The organism is Balneatrix alpica DSM 16621, assembly GCF_000619885.1.
Lineage (GTDB): Bacteria > Pseudomonadota > Gammaproteobacteria > Pseudomonadales > Balneatricaceae > Balneatrix > Balneatrix alpica.
In genome coordinates, this window is sequence record NZ_JHUZ01000015.1 from 50,411 (window position 1) to 67,797 (window position 17,387).

Consider the following 17,387-nt stretch of genomic DNA (forward strand, 5'->3'; position numbering starts at 1 on the left):
GGGCTACCTTATTGAGCGGCATCAATACGTTCGAAGATTTTTTCAATCTTTTCCTTCAGAACGGCTGCCGTGAAGGGCTTAACCACGTAACCATTTACCCCCGCTTGAGCAGCTGCAATGATCTGCTCTCGCTTAGCTTCTGCTGTCACCATCAGCACTGGAAGGCGGCAAAGTTTAGGATCAGCACGCACTGCCTTAAGCAAATCGATACCTGTCATGCCGGGCATATTCCAGTCCGTCACCAGAAAATCGATATTGCCACTCTTCAGAATGGGCAACGCTGTACTGCCATCATCAGCTTCCACAGTGTTGGTGAAGCCGAGGTCGCGCAGCAAGTTTTTGATAATCCGTCTCATTGTGGAGAAATCGTCGACAATGAGAATTTTCATGTTTTTATCCAAGGCAACCTCCGTCATGCCTCAACGGCTGAGCCCAATGCTCTTAAAACTAGTTTAGCTTCAATTCTTTACAAGAGGAGCTTAAACAGAATCACGCCATCCCGCCAACTTAGCACGCAAACGCATCGCTGCCTGACTATGTATTTGGCATACACGCGATTCACTCACCCCCAATACTGCACCAATTTCTTTTAAGTTCAGTTCCTCATCATAATACAACGATAAGACTAACCGCTCCCGCTCAGGCAGCGTTTCAATGGCCGCCGCTAAGCTACTAGCAAACTCTTCTTGTGTGTGCGCATGCTCTGGAGAGGCTTCCACCCCTGCCACTTGCATGGCCGGTTCATCTTCATCCTGCCCAGTCAGGGCATCGAAACTAAACAGCTTCGTACAAGCACTGTCCTGTAACATGCTATGGTATTCAGCCAAGGAAACTCCAAGCTCGCTGGCAATTTCCTGATCCTTCGCTTCTCGTCCGGTACGCGCCTCAATCGACTGAATTGCTTCACTCACACGTCGCCCATTACGATGCACCGAACGAGGAGACCAATCTCCCTTACGCACTTCATCTATGATGGCGCCGCGGATACGGATACCAGCATAGGTCTCAAAACTTGCTCCCTTACTAGCATCATACTTCCGTGATGCTTCTAACAAACCGATCATGCCGGCCTGAAGGAGATCCTCCAAAACCACATTGGAGGGTAACCTCGCCATCAAGTGATAAGCGATACGCTTTACCAAAGGCGCGTACTGGGTAACCAAATCCTGCCCTGATGCTAAAGACGAAGGAGTGTACATGCCTTTCCTTTCTTACCCCGAAAACGCTGATTCGTCATACTCTATATACTGACTCAACCCGCTCGCCCAAGGCTTTGAGCAAAATGCTGGCTGATAGATACACTTTCTGTCGCCTGATCGACAATATGCAACGCTCGACTGACCAAACTGGCAGACTTCGCCAGAGCTAAATCATCTGGCACCCGCTGACCATCGGTAATGTAGGCAATGCGCAACCCCTGCTCAATCACCACACTAAGAGCCTCTCCTAAGTTCAGGGCTTCATCCGCTTTTGTAAGCACACCACCATCTACCCCTAGAGGTCGATAACTCTGATAAGCAGCTCTTAACACCTGCAATTGGCTGGTACAAGGCAAAACCAGGAGTTTACGCATTTTTAAGGAAACCTGGTTGAGCTGACGCAACTGTTTATCACGATGCACATCCTGCGCGCTCATTCCGGCAGTATCAATCAGCACCAAGGTTTTATCACGAAGAGAATGTAAAACTTCATTGAGAGAGTGACGCTCATCCACCACTCTGACCGGTACATCAAGAATATGGCCAAACACTCGTAACTGCTCATGGGCAGCAATACGATAGCAATCTGTCGTAACCAATGCCAAACCAGCACTGCCATGTTGCAAAACATAACGAGTAGCTAATTTGCCAATAGTAGTGGTTTTGCCACTCCCCGTTGGCCCAATCAGCGCCAGCATCCCACCGCGTTCAGCCAAGTCATCTGGGTAAGTTAAAACCTGCTCCGCCAACTTAGCTAAAGTGTGTTTCCAAGCTTGGCGTACGTCCGCCTCACCTTCTGCCAGCTGCGAAAGCTTTCGCGATAAGGGAACCGCTAACCCAAGCTTATGCAGGCGCGTTTGAAGCTGAATTTGCACATTTTTATGTGGGTCCTGCCCACTGGGTTTAGGCCGATGGAGTTGACGCTCCAACAAGCCTCGCAACTGTTCAATTTCTGACTTCATCGCCGCGATCGTCGATGAAGGCTCTTCACGGGCTACACCAGTTTGAGAGTGATATGTAGGAGCTGGCTCTGGCTGCGCAGGAGGCGCTGCCGGCTCCTGCATTGCCGTTGAATGAGATCTAGGCTCTGTTTGGCGACGCGATTGACGCTCTTGCTCCAGACGCGCTAATAGCGTGGCAATGGACTCGGTATCCAGTCCCCGTTCTGAGCGCATTGGCTCACCTGGCGCATGAATACGCCCTTGCTGGCCTTGTCGCTCTTGCTGAAAACGTTTTGCTAAGGGAGAAGGACTCTTACCAGCACGGATAGAAGCACTGGAATAGACATCTGTTGGAGCCTCTGCCGCATCATCTATAAGTAAACGAGGATCAGTATATGCATCAGGTGTACGACGTTCTGATTGGGGAGCAGCACTAGGTGAGCTTTTGGTAGCGGGAGCTGCTTGGCTAGCAGGTGGCTCATAATCAATCGCCACCATGATTTCAATACCACCAGCCACGCGCTTATTAGACAAAATAACAGCGTCAGGGCCAACTTCCTGTCGGACCTGTCTCATTGCTTGTCGCATATCAGGGGCAAAGAAGCGCTTAATCTTCAATGCGTCCCCTCCTGCTATGAGTTCCGCTCATATGCTGCTAAGTCTACCCGCGCCACACTGTTGTTATGCTTGACCGCCGACGGTGGCCACTATTGTTATCTGTTTGTTCTCAGGTATTTCTTGATAAGAAAGCACATGAATGCTTTGTACGCCATAACGTACAAACTTTGCCATCAATGGCCTTATCGGGGCAGCCACTAGCAATACTGCAGGGCGACCAGCCATTTCTTGCTGCTGAGCCACTTCTTGCAACGATCGCTGCAAACGCTCAGCCATGCCCGGCTCAAGTATAAGCCCATCCTCCTGGCTTTGCTGACTCTGTTGGAACGAACGCAATAATAATTGTTCCAACTGAGGGTCCAGAGTAATAACCGGCAAATCCTGCTGATTACCATTTATGTTCTGAATAATCATTTTTGCTAGGGCAATTCGTACCGCAGCAGTTAACTGCACCGGATCCTGCCCCCTTGGCGCGGCCTCTGCTAAGGCCTCAGCAATAGTACGAATATCCCTGATCGGCACCTGCTCACGCAACAAATTTTGCAATACTTTCAAGACAATACTAACCGATAGCATGCCAGGCACCAAGGACTCGACCAGCTTCGGTGCTGTTTTAGCCAGATTATCCAAAAGATGTTGCACTTCTTCGTGGCCTAGCATTTCTGCCGAACTTTCATGCATCACCTGATTTAAGTGGGTTGCAATGACAGTACTAGGATCAACCACTGTATATCCCAAGGTCTGAGCATGATCTTTTTGTCCCGGATCAATCCAGACTGCATCCAAGCCAAAGGCAGGATCTTTAGCTTCTATTCCGCGCAAACTACCAAACACTTGGCCAGGATTAATCGCCAACTCTTTATCGGGATAGATTTCCGCCTCCCCTACAATTACTCCCATAATGGTGATTCGATAACCACCAGGCATTAAGTCAAGATTGTCGCGAATATGCACAGAAGGCACCAAGAAGCCTAAATCTTGGGAAAGCTTCTTCCGCACTCCCTTAATGCGGGTTAATAACTGACCACCCTGAGATTTATCCACTAACGGAATTAAACGGTAACCAACTTCTAAGCCAACCATATCGACTGGCCCCACATCATCCCAACTCAAGTCCCGCTGCTCCGGCGCATCCGCCACTACGGTCTGACGCCGCTGGTCTTCCAGCTCCAGACGAGCCTGTTCTTGGTTACGTTTATGCACCCAGTAGGCTCCGCCCCCCGCCAAGGCAGCTAAGCCAATAAAAGCCAGATGAGGCATACCAGGGATAATTCCCATAATCAGCATAATCCCAGCCGTAACTGCCAATGCCTTAGGCGAGGAAAACATTTGCCGACTAACTTGCTGCCCCATGTCTTCAGAGGTGCTAACACGCGTCACTATCACTGCCGCAGCGGTAGATAGTAATAAGGAAGGTATTTGTGCGACCAAACCATCACCGATGGTTAACAAAATGTAGATACGAATTGCATCATTGAAACTAAGCCCATGCTGCAACATGCCAATGAGCAAACCACCAATAATGTTGATAAAAAGAATCAGGATACCCGCCACCGCATCGCCACGGACAAACTTACTGGCACCATCCATAGAGCCATAGAAGTCCGCTTCCTGGGTAATATCCTGTCGCCGCCGCTGAGCCTCTTCCTGGTTGATTAACCCAGCATTCAAATCAGCGTCGATAGCCATTTGCTTACCAGGCATAGCATCCAGAATAAAGCGTGCGCTCACTTCAGAAATACGGCCTGCTCCCTTGGTGACCACCACAAAGTTAATAATCATCAAAATGGCAAAAACGACCAAGCCCACCACATAGTTGCCACCGATCACAACCTCACCGAAGGCGGCAATCACCTTGCCAGCTGCATCTCCCCCTTCATGACCATAGAGTAAGACAACTCGCGTTGAGGCAACGTTCAGCGCCAGGCGCAATAAGGTGGCAACCAAGAGGACAGTAGGAAACACCGCAAAATCCAGTGGTCGCATGGCATAGACACTGACAAGCAGAATCACCAGCGACAGTGCGATGTTAAATGTAAAAAAGACGTCCAACAGAAAAGGCGGCATCGGCAATGTCATCATTGCCAGCAATACCAGCAATAAGATAGGAACGCCGAGACTACCGCGGCTCAAACTGCGGAGATGGGTACTGAGTTGGGCTCGATCTAAAGCCATGAAATAGCGCTACCAGCAAACGTGCCCTGTAAGCATACGTAATTCAGACTCACTGGCAAGCGCCGCACTGCATTGCCACTTAGGTAGGGCGCTCTTCATCCCGACGCAAATCATCAGGAATCGGCAAGTTCTTAGGCACCACAGGCTTTGGCCCCTGGCGACGGCGCCAAGCACGCAAATGGCTGACATAAGCTAATACCTGGGCCACGGCGATGTAGAGCCCCCCAGGTATTTCTTGATCCAGCTCGGTAGTGTAGTAAATGGAACGTGCTAATGGAGGAGCGGAAAGCATCGGCACATTATAAGCTTCGGCGATCTCACGAATTTTAGCGGCGATCATGTCCTCCCCCTTGGCAACCAAAATCGGCGCCCCCTTACCACTATACTGCAGCGCCACCGCAAAGTGCGTCGGGTTAGTAATTACCACATCCGCCTTGGGCACATTCGCCATCATTCGCCGCATTGACATCTCACGCTGCAAACGCCGGATACGTCCTTTAACTTCCGGGTTACCCTCGGAATTTTTCATCTCATCGCGCACTTCTTGCTTGGTCATTTTCAGCTTTTCGGTATATTGATACAGCTGAAAAGGCACATCTAACATGGCGATTAACACCATAGCAGAAGATAAAAATAGAAATCCCCACAGCAGCATGTCTGCGCCATGAGCCATTGCCACCTCAACGTCCTGACGCCCCATCAGCAGCAAATCATCTTGGCTGAACCACAAGAGCGCAACTGCCACAGAAGCCACGATGACAAACTTGCCTATCGCCTTTAACAACTCAATCAGCGACTGCACCGAAAACATACGCTTAATCCCTGACAAGGGATTCATCCGCGACAACTGCGGCATCAACGCCTCGGAGGAAAAATTCCATCCACCAACCAATACGGTTGCGGCAATGGAAATCGCACCTAATGCCAACACCAAGCCTGAAACAGCTAACGTTGCCTCCCATGCCGAAGCCTCAAAATGCAAAAACATTGAGTGAGTATCCTTGATACCCTTTTCATCCAGCTCTAGGTTAAAACGCAGGATACGGCTAAACACATCCACCATATGGCCACCAAACATAAAGACAAAAGCCACACTAGTGAGGAGCAGCAATACCGTTGTCAGCTCCCGTGAGCGGGGCACATCACCTTTACCACGCGCCTCTTCCAGGCGCTTGGATGTCGGCTGTTCGGTCTTTTCTTGACCTTCTTGTTCAGCCATGGCCGCCTCCTATCAAGGTGGGCATCCAATTAAACAGGAAGTCCATAAAGGTACGGTGCTGCCAGATGGTATCGACCAGCCCCGCCCAAAAAATAAATAACCCAAAGATTAGAGTAAAAGGAAAGCCAATCGCGAAAATGTTCAGCTGGGGAGCTGCCTTGGTGATAATGCCAAAAGCGAAATTCACCAACCCCAAAGCAATGATGCCCGGCAGAGCCAGGCTTAACGCGCTAGCAAACATCCAGCTTCCGCCTTGGGCTATGCGCCAGAAAGACTCGCTATCAGGCCATTGCCCTACTGGTAACCAGACAAAACTATCCGCCAGCATCCCCAGAATGACCAAGTGCCCATTCATGACCAAAAAAAGCAACGTACTCAATAACAGATAAAACTGACTCAGCGCCACAACCGACATCCCATTCACGGGATCATTAACTGCAGCGAAGCCTAACCCCATTTGCATCGCCAAAAACTGCCCAGCCAGCACCACAATCTGAAACAGAATCTGCACCACAAAACCAAGCAAAATACCAATCAATAACTGCGCGATGCCCTGCAACCAGACCTGTAAGCCAAAATGCCCAACATATCCACCTTCTGGAACAATCGGCACTAGAATCAAGGTAATCGCTAACACTAGAAAGACTTTGACTCGGGCTGGCACCATACGGGCACCAAAAATAGGGGCAGCAACCACAAATCCTGTTACACGGAAAAACGGCAACAAAAAGGCCAACACCCATTGTTCAACCGCCGCCAAATCAAGACTAATCATGGTTAGCCAATGAGTACGGGGATATTCATAAAGAGGTAGTTAAACAGATCCATAATCTGCCCAACGATCCAGGGACCGGCCCACATAATGACCCCAATGGTCACTAATAAACGGGGTAAAAAGCTCAGAGTCTGCTCGTTAATCTGAGTTGCAGCCTGAAAAACGGACACCATCAACCCCACTAACAAGCTGGGCACAACAATCACACTGACCAACACAATAATCAGCATAAAAGCTTGGCGATAAAGATCGAGTGCGACTTCTGGACTCATCATTTACCCCACTAGAGGCCATAACTGGCAGCCAAGGTTCCCATGATCATGGCCCAGCCATCGACCAAGACAAAGAGCATTATTTTAAAAGGCAATGACACAATAATGGGCGATAGCATCATCATCCCCATCGCCATCAACACGCTGGCCACCACCAGGTCAATGACCAAGAAGGGAATGAAAATCATAAAGCCGATTTGAAATGCGGTTTTCAACTCACTGGTAATAAAGGCTGGAATAAGAATATTAAAGGGTACTTGCTCTGGCCCTTGCAGATTCTGCTCATCTGCAAGGCGAACGAACAGGGCTAAATGATCTTCCCGAGTCTGCTCCAGCATAAAACGATGCATTGGCTTACCCGCTTCTTCCAATGCGGTACGGGCGTCAATTTGCTCATTCATATAGGGTTGTAAAGCACGGGCATTAATCTCATTGAAGACCGGCTGCATAATAAAAAAAGTGAGAAATAGCGCTAACCCCACCAAAATTTGGTTTGATGGCGCCTGCTGCAACCCTAACGCCTGCCGCAAAATAGAAAAGACAATTATGATGCGCGTAAAGGAAGTCATCATCAGCAATACGGCTGGCAACAATGACAGAGCCGTCATAGCCAACAGTATTTGCATGGTTACGGTAAGATTCTGACTACCGTCTGCGGCGGTGGTGATTTCTAAGGCAGGAATACCTGGATCAGCTCCCCAGGCCAACATCGGCATACTTAGCAACAAGCCCAGCCAACCCGCTCTAATCATGCTGCTGGTCCTTGATCACAGGCTTCCCTAGCGCCTGACGCAGCTGTTCCGCAAAGTTGGCACTAGCAACCTCCTCCGCCAAAACGGGCTGATCATAGCGTGCTAGCACATTGACAGCTTGAGGGGTCACCCCTAACAAAACTTGCTCTTTTCCCACCTGAACCAGCATTATTCGCTCACGCCCACCCAGGTTCATCATCGCCAACACACGCCAATCCGGGCGCCCCCCCCACTCCAGGCAAGCGTAATTGCTTAAGCAGCCAGTAGACAGCCAAAATGGTGCCGACTACGGCGAGCAAGCCAAGCAACACCGTGCCCCAGGAAGGTACAACTGATGGCATCGGAGTTGGAGCCGCTGTTTCAGCCCCAACCGATATAGCCAAGCATGCCAATGCCAGGCTCCATAGGAGTTTCAAGATCATTAACGCAACTTCTTGATACGTTCAGCCGGACTGATGACATCCGTCAGACGGATACCAAAGCGTTCGTTCACTACAACCACCTCACCATGAGCAATCAAGGTGCCATTCACCATGACATCCAAAGGCTCACCCGCCATACGGTCCAGCTCAACAACGGACCCCTGGTTCAGTTGCAACAGATTGCGAATGGATATTTCGGTATGCCCCACTTCCATCGATATCGTCACCGGGATATCCAGAATCACTTCAAGATTCGGACGATCAGTATCCACCGGCATACCTTCATCACGCAGCTCGTCTAGCTCAACCTTAGCAGCACCGCCTTCGCTTGCCTCTTGTTCTGCCAAAGCATCTGCCCAGGGATCATCCTCTCCCTCAGGACCTTGTTCCGACATTGCCGCCGCCCACTCATCCGCAAGCGCTTGGTCATCCTTTGGTGTATTTTCGTCACTCATATCGGCTACATTCTCACTAATATCAGGTCGGAGTATCTAACCCGCATGAATTCTTACCACCTAGCGTGGCAACTTGAACTGCTCGGTGATCTTAAAGGCAAGATTTTTCTTGCTCACCCCAAGCTTACCGCGAAATACAGGAATGTCGTTGGCGGTGAGGGTTAACTGCTCTGGCAACTCAACTGGAATGATGTCACCTGGTTCCATTTCCAAAACATCACGCAAGGAGATCTGTCGCCGGGCGACAACCGTGTTGATCAACACATTGACATCCATAATCTCATTCTGCAGTGACTTGACCCAACGCTCATCCTTTTCATCCACATCACTCTGTACCCCGGAGTCGAGAATATCCCGCACCGGTTCTAACATGGAATAAGGCATGGTGATATGCAGGTCGCCGCCACCGCCATCCAATTCAATATGGAAGGTATTCACCACAACAACTTCGCTAGGGCTGACGATATTCGCCATCGCCGGGTTAACTTCCGAGTTTACATACTCGAAATCCAGTTTCATTACTGGCGCCCAAGCTTCATGTAAATCTTTAAAGACCAGCTCTAGCACTTTCTGGACGATACGGGTCTCTGTTGGCGTGAATTCACGCCCCTCAATCTTAGCGTGACGACCATCCCCACCAAAAAAATTATCCACCAGCTTAAATACTAATTTGGCATCCAGGATAAACAGCCCCGTCCCTCGCAAAGGACGGCACTTCACCAAGTTCAAGCTGGTAGGAACATAAAGAGTGTGGACATATTCACCAAATTTGAGAATTTGAATACCGCCCACCGATACGTCAGCACTACGACGCAGGAAGTTAAATAAGCTAATGCGGGTATAGCGTGCAAAACGTTCGTTGATCATTTCCAGCGTAGGCATCCGCCCACGCACGATCCGATCTTGGCTGGTTAAGTCGTAATTACGCGCACCATCTACCTCGGAATCGCCTTCGGTTTCTACCTCACCGTCGTCAACTCCGTGTAAGAGCGCATCAATTTCGTCTTGTGACAGTAAGTCCTGCACAAGGCCTCCTACTGCAACACCAAATTGGTGAAGAGTATTGCCTCAACATCAGCCTTACCCATCTCTGCCTGAAGAATTTCTTTGACCGCATCAAGCGCTTGCTTTTGCATCGCTATGCGTCCTTCATGGGTTTGAATCTCCAGGAAATTGGCAGAACTAAAAAGAAAGTTGAGACGGTCTACCACTAATGGCATATGGAGTTTTAGCGCCTCGTTAATCGCAGGATCTCGCACCTTGGCTTCGACGAATACTTGCATGAAACGCTGGCGTCCGCTCGAGTCCATTAACGAGACAACAAAAGAAGGCTTGTCACCGGGCATACGCAGTTTAACGTACTCTGCCCGCAATTTAACTGGGGCAGCAGCTTCTGCCGCAGGTTCATCCGCTGAAGGCGCCAATAAGAAAAAGTAAGCCGCTGCACCACCACCGCCCAATAACAGTAATGCTAAAACGACAATAATGATCAGCTTCTTTTTACCGCCAGATGGTTTTACTTCATCCTTGGCATCGTCGTCAGCCATGTATCCCCCCAGCCAATCTGCTTACTCAGCTATTTGATTTGCAAGGATTATAAAAGAGCAGGCGGGAAATTGCCTGCCCCACGCTGAAAATTATGCCCTAGGCGTAATAATCTACCAAGCCACTCCCACTGCTGACTGCCTGACTGCTCACAGGCGTCACACCTAAAGTATCTTCGGCATCTGCAACAGCGCTCCCAGAAAAGCTCGATTGCTCACGACCAGACTGTCCCTGACCACGCTGACTATGATCCCGCACATCAACAGAACCTAAATCTACACCCTGTCCCTGCAACCCCTCTCGCAAACGCAGCATATGCTGTTCTAACGCCTCCCTCACTTGAGCAGAGGGGCTTTGAAAGATAATAGAAGCCTGGTCATTGTGGATTTGAATACGTATCTGCAGTGACCCTAGCTCCGGCGGATCTAGCTGGATTTCTGCCTGCTGAAGACCATTTTTGCTCATCCACGCTACACGCTCCTGCAGCTGATCCCCCCATGCCTGACTAGCGGGTAAACCATGCAACACTGCCTGCTGAGGTGTTTGTGAGGCAACCTGCGCTGTTACCGAGGCATGTTGAGCCACCTCTGCTTTAGCTGCCAATACTGCCGTCGCTGCGGTATTAGCCGTCATATCAGCACGCCCCATCTCTGTTGTTGCTGTGGTCACAGCACTCTGAGTTGACTGAGTAGCTTGAGCTGAACGCCCCAAGAGTTCATCCTGCCCATCCAGTAACATCTCGGCTTGAGGGACGCCCGACTGGTCTACATCGGCAATTGGAGTGAGATTATTGAGAGAAGCAGTAGCTGATGTGGCAAACGGGTTAGCATTCATAGTCTGATTGGTATTCAGAGTTGAAGCCGCAGTCTGAGTTTGCACCTCCCCCACCGCTACCTGTCCCGCTACGGCTGACGCCAGGGGGGATACGGCCAACTCGGCAGGAGGCTGCGTCCGCAACGGTTCTTTAGCAGTAACAGCAGAACCGCCCAGCAACCCTGCCGCTACTGCTTGCGCTGTCAGCTCTCCTGCTTTTTGAGACTGAGTCAGCGCCCCCGCAACAGCCTCTTGCTGTTCGCCCCCCTGTTCAACTAGCTGCGCCAACAGCTGTTGCAGCAACTCCGGCTCTGCAGCGAGTTCAGCTTCAAACTGCGCCACCATTTGAGCAAGTTCTTGATCTGAAGCATTAGGCTGCAATAGAGCGGCAACATTCTGCAGGGTATCAGCCGGCATGCCAGGCAAAGAATTGCCGCTTTCTGCCGCTCCACTATTTAACATCATATCCAGCACAGGGAAGCCGAGCATAGACAGCCAACTTGATAACTGCTCCTCGCCCACATCTACCTGCTCATTCAATGGGTTAGTAGGCAAAGACTGCGTTGTGCCAGTAGGGGTTTTACCAAGCTGTGAGTTAAGAATGGCGGCAAACTGGGCAAGAGCGGCATCACCGCCTTCCGTCTGACCGCCGCTAGTGGATGTTCCTAGCGCAGCAAGCGTAGTGGAAACAGAGCTGACGGCATTCATAGAACTCTCCCCGAGTGAAGTCACAAGGATCAAGCAAGAACAAAGCCAACTTTATTTTTTCCTAAAATACAGATGAAACCAGATCACTACAGCATCGCCTTAAGTGCTTGCTGTACTTGCGCTAATGCAGACTCAACTTGAGGAAGAAGTTGGGCAGCTAACTCCAAATTACCCTCTCGCCCAGCATCCTCTAAGTTCTTACATATTTCGGCGAGTTCCTTCGCTCCGATGTTTCCGCTACTCCCTTTCAAGCTATGCGCCGCTTCTCTAATTTTGCCAGCGTCCGCCGCTGCCAAAGCTTGCTTAAGAGTCTGTAGACGATTATCAGAGTCATCCAGGTAGGTTTCTAACAGCAGTCCAAACTCATCTTCCATCACCAGACGCAATTCGTCTAACATGGATTGATCCAACATACACCACCTCACGTCTCGTGTTGCCAAGCAAACTTTAACTCCACCACATTGCCATGGGCACTGAAGCTCATGTCATGACACAACGACCTTAGTAACTTTAATCCTCGCCCAGAGTATTGGCCTGGCTCCCCCTGCAATACAGCCTGCAGCGACTCATAATCAAAGCCATCACCAGAGTCAGATACTTTAATGCTTAAGCACCCCCCTTCCGCATTAGGGCGATGCTCTAAATCAAAACGCACGCAGCCTTCTTCCAGAGCTCGTAAGCGCTTTTCTCTCTCTTGATAGTAACGAGCAAAGCCCGCTGGATCTTGCTTTAAAGAGGATTGTAGTTTGAGTAACCCATGTTCAAGTGCATTGGAGAACAGCTCTGCCAAAATCGTGTAAATTTGTCCATTGAAACGCCTTAAATGAGGCACTTCCATGATCACACCTAGCAGTAAAGGCAGTGGATTAAAACTCATTAAAGACAAGGGTCTAAGTTCATAGCTAAAAGCCCAGTCTAAAGCGCCCTGTCTCCCATCAAATGCGATCTGCGTTTCACTGGCTGACAGCTCTTCAAGATCACACATCCGCACGCTGAGTAGCGTTAAATCGTCCCCTGGCTGATTCTGCCCCACAAAACGCGCAACCGCTTGGCAGAGTTGGTCAAATGCCTGAGCCGGCTCCTCCGCTTTACGTAACACTCGTCGGACGCGGTTTTCCCCGAACATTTGCTCATGTTGGTTACGCGCTTCCAATACGCCATCAGACATAATGAACAACTGATCACCATCATCCAGTTGATACACCTGCGTCTCATCATTAAAACGTTCTTGCCCTATAACACCCAAAGGCAAATGGCGTGAGGCTATCGCGATCAACTGTTTTTTTTGCGGCCTTAACAACAGACAATCCGGCAGGCCACCATTCCAAACTTCAACCGTCTTCTTCTGGAAGTTGAAATCAGCCATCACCGCGCAACAGAAAAAGCCAGTGGGCAAGATACTTTTTAGGCGGCCATTGATTTCTCGCAGAATATCCTTCATGTCATAGCCCTTAGCCGACATGACATAAAACATTTCCGCTAGTGGCATAGCACCTATCGCAGCAGGCAAGCCATGCCCAGTAAAGTCTCCTAACAGCACATGCATCCCACCTGAGGGGGTACGAGCAGCTAGGAGCACATCACCATTGAAGACAGCCAAAGGGGAAAGCAAAAAGCGAATGTTACTCGCATGCAAGCACCCCGCATGAGCAACATTATCGAAGACTTTTTTCGCAACATGCTGCTCTTGCAACAATCGTTTGTTGTACAAAACGATTTCATCACGCTGCTGTTGCAGCGTTTGGTGCATTTTGCGCATCCGGTTAAAAGCATTAATTTTGGCTTGCAGAATAACCTGGTTATAAGGCTTAGACAGAAAGTCATCCCCACCTGCCTCTAAGCAATCCGCTAGTGCATGCGCATCCTTCAACGAAGTGAGAAATATCACAGGGACAAGCTCTTCACCTGCCAGAGCCTTAATTCGACGTGTTGCCTCAAAACCATCCATCCGCGGCATCAAGGCATCCATTAACACAATTTGCGGTCGGTGCTGCTCAAACAATTCGACAGCTTCTTGACCATCAACAGCAGTAATCACCTCATAGCCTTGCTTACGCACGATAGCCTTGAGGATCATTCTGTCACTAGTATTGTCATCCGCCACCAGAATGGTGAGGGGTGCCTCCAAACTAGGCATGTAGAAAGCTGCTCACCATCAAGCGATGGTGAACAGTTGACCAAAGTTGGAAATCGTCAGGATCTTCTTCACATCCTGATTACAATTCACAATACGAATCTGCGCGCTGTCTCCCCCTGCATGATCCCTTAACAAGAGCAACATCCCTAACGCCGAACTATCTAAGTAGGTGGTTTCTTTCATATCCACCACATAGCGTTTAGGCGTTACCTCAACACCCTCATAGGACTCACGAAAGTCCTGATGTGCGCTAAAGTCGAAGCGTCCCTGAATGCGGATTGTCAGCTCACCATTATCAGACGAAAGCTGAGACCAGATTGCCATCTGCTTACCCCCTACCTTTAAAACAAATCAATGTCACCGTCATCCATCGACTTGGCAGCAACCGTCTTGCGGATGGACATTAAATTTTCCTGAATATTCCTGATTTTCTCACTACAAGCAATGGAGTCTTCATCGCTTAAACTGGCTAACTGCACATGTGCCAACTCTTGCATATGATTCTCCAATGCAGTGAGTGAGGTTTGCAGATACTCCAACAGCTGAGACAACATATCTTCGGCCTGTAACGAGCGAACCGCCAAATTTACCTGAGTATGGACGTGTTCATTCACTTCGGCCACGTCTTTTAGCTTTTCATTCAATAACGTATCTAAACCCGCCAAACGTTTTAGCATGGAATCAACACGTCCTTTGGCGTTAATTGCAACCGCCATATCATTGGCCGCCATATTACCGACAATACTACGTGCATCCACCACCAAACCACGTGCAGACTCTACTTGGCGGCGAATAGCATCACTAAATTCATTCGAGTTCTTTGAGAGTTTACGTACTTCATCCGCCACAACAGCAAAGCCACGCCCCGCATCCCCTGCCCGAGCCGCCTCAATGGCCGCATTCAAGGCTAATAGATTGGTTTGGTCTGCAATGGACTTCACATCATCTACCAAGGCACCAATACCATCCATCTGCACAGTCATATCATCAATTTTCTGTACTGTTTGAATGCTTTGCTTGCTAATGGAAATCATGAGATCAACATAGTAGCGAAGAATATCACTTGTTTCTGCGATAAAGTCTTGAATATTAACACTTTCTTTAGCTTCTCTAGGATCATCACTGTCCACCAGCATTGAGGTGTCAGAAACTTGATGAATTAACCCTCCCACCAAATCTCCCTGGCGCTGAACATCGTTATGCAAATGATGGAAGCTACTATGAAGATCATTTAAGGCCCCAAGAATCAAAGAGCGCACATTGGTTATGTCTTGACGCAGTTCAGGCAACATTTTACTGCCGACCACTCCCAGTAGGGATCGAAGCTCGTCTTCAGCGGGGCTAGCACTCTTTTCCCGTGAAGATGAAACCTCTGCCTTCATAGCGGTTTTTAAGCTGCCCTGGCCAGCCATCACAGCTTGCTTTGGCAACCAGGCCCATCCCATGATCAACAAGCAACTCAACCATACGCCACCCGCCAATATCCAAGCAGAGGCCTGAAGCGCTTGAATCACAACTGCCAGGGTGGCGGACACCAGCAAACTCGCCACGCCAATTACGACTCCATTCTGGCGCCAGTGCATTATTTTTCTCCTACCTAGCTATTCGTTGCTTTTGCCCAGCTTAGGATACGCGCTGCTATCCGTCCAAGAGTCAGCTGTTCACTCACAGCCCCTAAACGCACGCTAGAACCTGGCATTCCCCAGACAACCGAGCTGGCTTCATCTTGCGCTATAGTGGTGGCTCCTGCCTCTTTCATTGCCAACAGGCCTTTTGCGCCATCCGCTCCCATCCCTGTCAAAATAACGCCAAGTGCTTCCCGCCCCCAGCTTTGGGCAACCGAATGAAACAACATATCAACAGAAGGCTTATGCCGATTCACAGGCTCACTGTCATCTAAGCAACAGTGCAGCCGCCCACGGCGTTTCTCAACCCTTAAATGCACACCGCCAGGCGCTATATAGACATGCCCAGCCCGAATCGCCTGATTATGTTCGGCCAAACACACCTGCATCGCATGGGTACGATCCATTCTGGCGGCAAAAGAAGCACTGAAAGTGGCGGGTATATGCTGCGCAATCACAACCGGCGGGCAATTGGTGGGTAATCCAGATAGCACCCGAGAGATCGCTTCTGTACCTCCTGTAGAGGCCCCTATCGCAATCAACGCCTGCTCACGAAAAACATCCACTGTAGCAGGCTGGGTCTCAGACACTGATAAAAACGGCTGATCTAGCGGTTCAATGTTCGCGGCAGCGGCTGCCACGACTTTTTCAATCAATACGTCTGCATAAACTTGTAAGCCTTCAACTAAATTCCCTTTTGGCTTTTCAATATAGTCAATTGCTCCCAAGCTTAATGCTTCAAGCGTTGCCTCTGCCCCTGCCTCGGTTAAAGTAGAAACCATTACCACCGGCATCGGTCGCAAACGCATTAAATTACGCAGAAATGTCAGCCCATCCATGCGCGGCATCTCAATATCCAGGGTAATCACATCCGGATTAAGTGCCTTAATCTGGCCACGAGCGATGTAAGGATCTTCCGCCACCCCCACCACTTCAAGCCGAGGGTCGGATGACAAGATACTGGTCAGAATCTGCTGCACCAGAACTGAGTCATCGACAATCAGAACTTTTATCGCCATAACGCTCCTTCTCGGGCTTAGCCTGCACTCCTAGCTTAATGCTCCACAGGCCCATCACGATATTGACGTGGTTTAACCGGCAAGGAGCCGGGGCTAAAACAAATCTATTTCGCCTTCGCGCGGAGCAGTACTGATTGCTTCCAAATAACGGCGCTCTTGTGCCTGCACCGCTTGTGGCAGGACTTGCGCCAAGCGCTTAACTTTCACGACACCAGTTTTAGGAAAGTACACTATCTTACGCGCCTGCTCGCCTCCCAAATCACTCGACACCACAGGCAGACGCTCATTACGCAAATACTCATGCACAAAGTTGATATTGTAGCCCCCCACATCATATGACAAGCCTTTCAATACCTTACCTCCGCCAAAGAGCTTAATTTCTAGCCGATGACGTAATCCTCCCTGACGCAAGATGCCATTAATCAACATTTCCATAGCCCAGTTACCATAACGTGCAGAAGGGTTATAACCTTCGGCGGGATGCGCCTGGCCATCTTGCATAGGCAGCAAAAAGTGGTTCATACCACCCACACCTAGTACAGGGTCTCGAATACAAGCAGCCACACAGGAGCCCAGTAAAGTCGTGATAGCCTCCTCCTCACTGGTGACTAGCCATTCTCCCGGTAACAACTTATGCACCGGTACTCCCCACTTATTATCAAAGTAGATCGAGCGAGAAGACTGAGCGGTATTATTCGAATGATCTTGCATC

The 17,387-nt window shown here is 49.7% G+C and carries 19 protein-coding genes; all 19 read right to left on the reverse strand.

The genetic code is table 11. The features are described from left to right. Positions 1-8 precede the first annotated feature (8 nt). The 19 genes from Q334_RS0107790 to cheD all read right to left on the reverse strand — a co-directional run bounded on the left by Q334_RS0107790 (position 9) and on the right by cheD (position 17,386). Positions 9-389, reverse strand: a complete 381-nt coding sequence (locus Q334_RS0107790) for a response regulator (protein WP_439897759.1) — start codon at positions 387-389, stop codon at positions 9-11. A gap of 90 nt (positions 390-479) precedes the next feature. After that, positions 480-1,199 carry an RNA polymerase sigma factor FliA gene (locus Q334_RS0107795; RefSeq protein WP_027312712.1) on the reverse strand — a complete coding sequence of 240 codons (720 nt, stop codon included), beginning with the start codon at positions 1,197-1,199 and terminating at the stop codon, positions 480-482. Positions 1,200-1,252: 53 nt separating this feature from the next. Continuing rightward, positions 1,253-2,674: a flagellar biosynthesis protein FlhF gene (gene flhF / locus Q334_RS0107800; RefSeq protein ID WP_162157426.1), complete on the reverse strand. Its 1,422-nt coding sequence runs from the start codon at positions 2,672-2,674 to the stop codon at positions 1,253-1,255. Positions 2,675-2,821: 147 nt separating this feature from the next. Then, on the reverse strand, positions 2,822-4,933 hold the full coding sequence (gene flhA / locus Q334_RS0107805; RefSeq protein ID WP_027312714.1) for a flagellar biosynthesis protein FlhA: 2,112 nt from the start codon (positions 4,931-4,933) through the stop codon (positions 2,822-2,824). Positions 4,934-5,012: 79 nt separating this feature from the next. Continuing rightward, a complete protein-coding gene (gene flhB / locus Q334_RS0107810) occupies positions 5,013-6,152 on the reverse strand; it encodes a flagellar biosynthesis protein FlhB (protein WP_027312715.1) in 1,140 nt (379 codons plus the stop codon). Then, positions 6,145-6,927, reverse strand: a complete 783-nt coding sequence (fliR, locus tag Q334_RS0107815; RefSeq protein WP_027312716.1) for a flagellar biosynthetic protein FliR — start codon at positions 6,925-6,927, stop codon at positions 6,145-6,147. The genes flhB and fliR overlap by 8 nt, the downstream gene beginning before the upstream one ends. Before the next feature lie 2 nt (positions 6,928-6,929). Next, positions 6,930-7,199, reverse strand: a complete 270-nt coding sequence (locus tag Q334_RS0107820) for a flagellar biosynthetic protein FliQ (RefSeq protein ID WP_027312717.1) — start codon at positions 7,197-7,199, stop codon at positions 6,930-6,932. An 11-nt stretch (positions 7,200-7,210) separates the two neighbouring features. After that, positions 7,211-7,825, reverse strand: a complete 615-nt coding sequence (gene fliP / locus Q334_RS0107825; protein ID WP_370328974.1) for a flagellar type III secretion system pore protein FliP — start codon at positions 7,823-7,825, stop codon at positions 7,211-7,213. A gap of 118 nt (positions 7,826-7,943) precedes the next feature. Beyond that, on the reverse strand, positions 7,944-8,222 hold the full coding sequence (locus Q334_RS20280) for a FliO/MopB family protein (protein WP_342667455.1): 279 nt from the start codon (positions 8,220-8,222) through the stop codon (positions 7,944-7,946). A gap of 150 nt (positions 8,223-8,372) precedes the next feature. Next, positions 8,373-8,828: a flagellar motor switch protein FliN gene (fliN, locus tag Q334_RS0107835; protein WP_027312719.1), complete on the reverse strand. Its 456-nt coding sequence runs from the start codon at positions 8,826-8,828 to the stop codon at positions 8,373-8,375. A gap of 60 nt (positions 8,829-8,888) precedes the next feature. After that, positions 8,889-9,854: a flagellar motor switch protein FliM gene (gene fliM / locus Q334_RS0107840; protein ID WP_027312720.1), complete on the reverse strand. Its 966-nt coding sequence runs from the start codon at positions 9,852-9,854 to the stop codon at positions 8,889-8,891. Positions 9,855-9,862: 8 nt separating this feature from the next. Beyond that, positions 9,863-10,375 carry a flagellar basal body-associated FliL family protein gene (locus Q334_RS0107845; protein WP_027312721.1) on the reverse strand — a complete coding sequence of 171 codons (513 nt, stop codon included), beginning with the start codon at positions 10,373-10,375 and terminating at the stop codon, positions 9,863-9,865. A 97-nt stretch (positions 10,376-10,472) separates the two neighbouring features. Beyond that, positions 10,473-11,894 carry a flagellar hook-length control protein FliK gene (locus tag Q334_RS19945; protein WP_051527620.1) on the reverse strand — a complete coding sequence of 474 codons (1,422 nt, stop codon included), beginning with the start codon at positions 11,892-11,894 and terminating at the stop codon, positions 10,473-10,475. 86 nt (positions 11,895-11,980) lie between these two features. Further along, on the reverse strand, positions 11,981-12,292 hold the full coding sequence (locus Q334_RS0107855; protein ID WP_211249516.1) for an Hpt domain-containing protein: 312 nt from the start codon (positions 12,290-12,292) through the stop codon (positions 11,981-11,983). A 23-nt stretch (positions 12,293-12,315) separates the two neighbouring features. Next, a complete protein-coding gene (locus Q334_RS0107860) occupies positions 12,316-14,031 on the reverse strand; it encodes an ATP-binding SpoIIE family protein phosphatase (protein ID WP_027312723.1) in 1,716 nt (571 codons plus the stop codon). An 18-nt stretch (positions 14,032-14,049) separates the two neighbouring features. Continuing rightward, entirely contained in the window at positions 14,050-14,355 is a 306-nt protein-coding gene (locus Q334_RS0107865; protein ID WP_027312724.1) for an STAS domain-containing protein, read from the reverse strand. Positions 14,356-14,372: 17 nt separating this feature from the next. Further along, positions 14,373-15,614 carry a methyl-accepting chemotaxis protein gene (locus Q334_RS0107870; protein ID WP_027312725.1) on the reverse strand — a complete coding sequence of 414 codons (1,242 nt, stop codon included), beginning with the start codon at positions 15,612-15,614 and terminating at the stop codon, positions 14,373-14,375. 14 nt (positions 15,615-15,628) lie between these two features. After that, positions 15,629-16,675, reverse strand: coding sequence for a protein-glutamate methylesterase/protein-glutamine glutaminase (locus Q334_RS0107875; protein ID WP_027312726.1), 1,047 nt, complete (start codon positions 16,673-16,675; stop codon positions 15,629-15,631). Between the two features lie 93 nt (positions 16,676-16,768). After that, positions 16,769-17,386 carry a chemoreceptor glutamine deamidase CheD gene (gene cheD, locus Q334_RS0107880; protein ID WP_051527621.1) on the reverse strand — a complete coding sequence of 206 codons (618 nt, stop codon included), beginning with the start codon at positions 17,384-17,386 and terminating at the stop codon, positions 16,769-16,771. Position 17,387 lies beyond the last annotated feature (1 nt).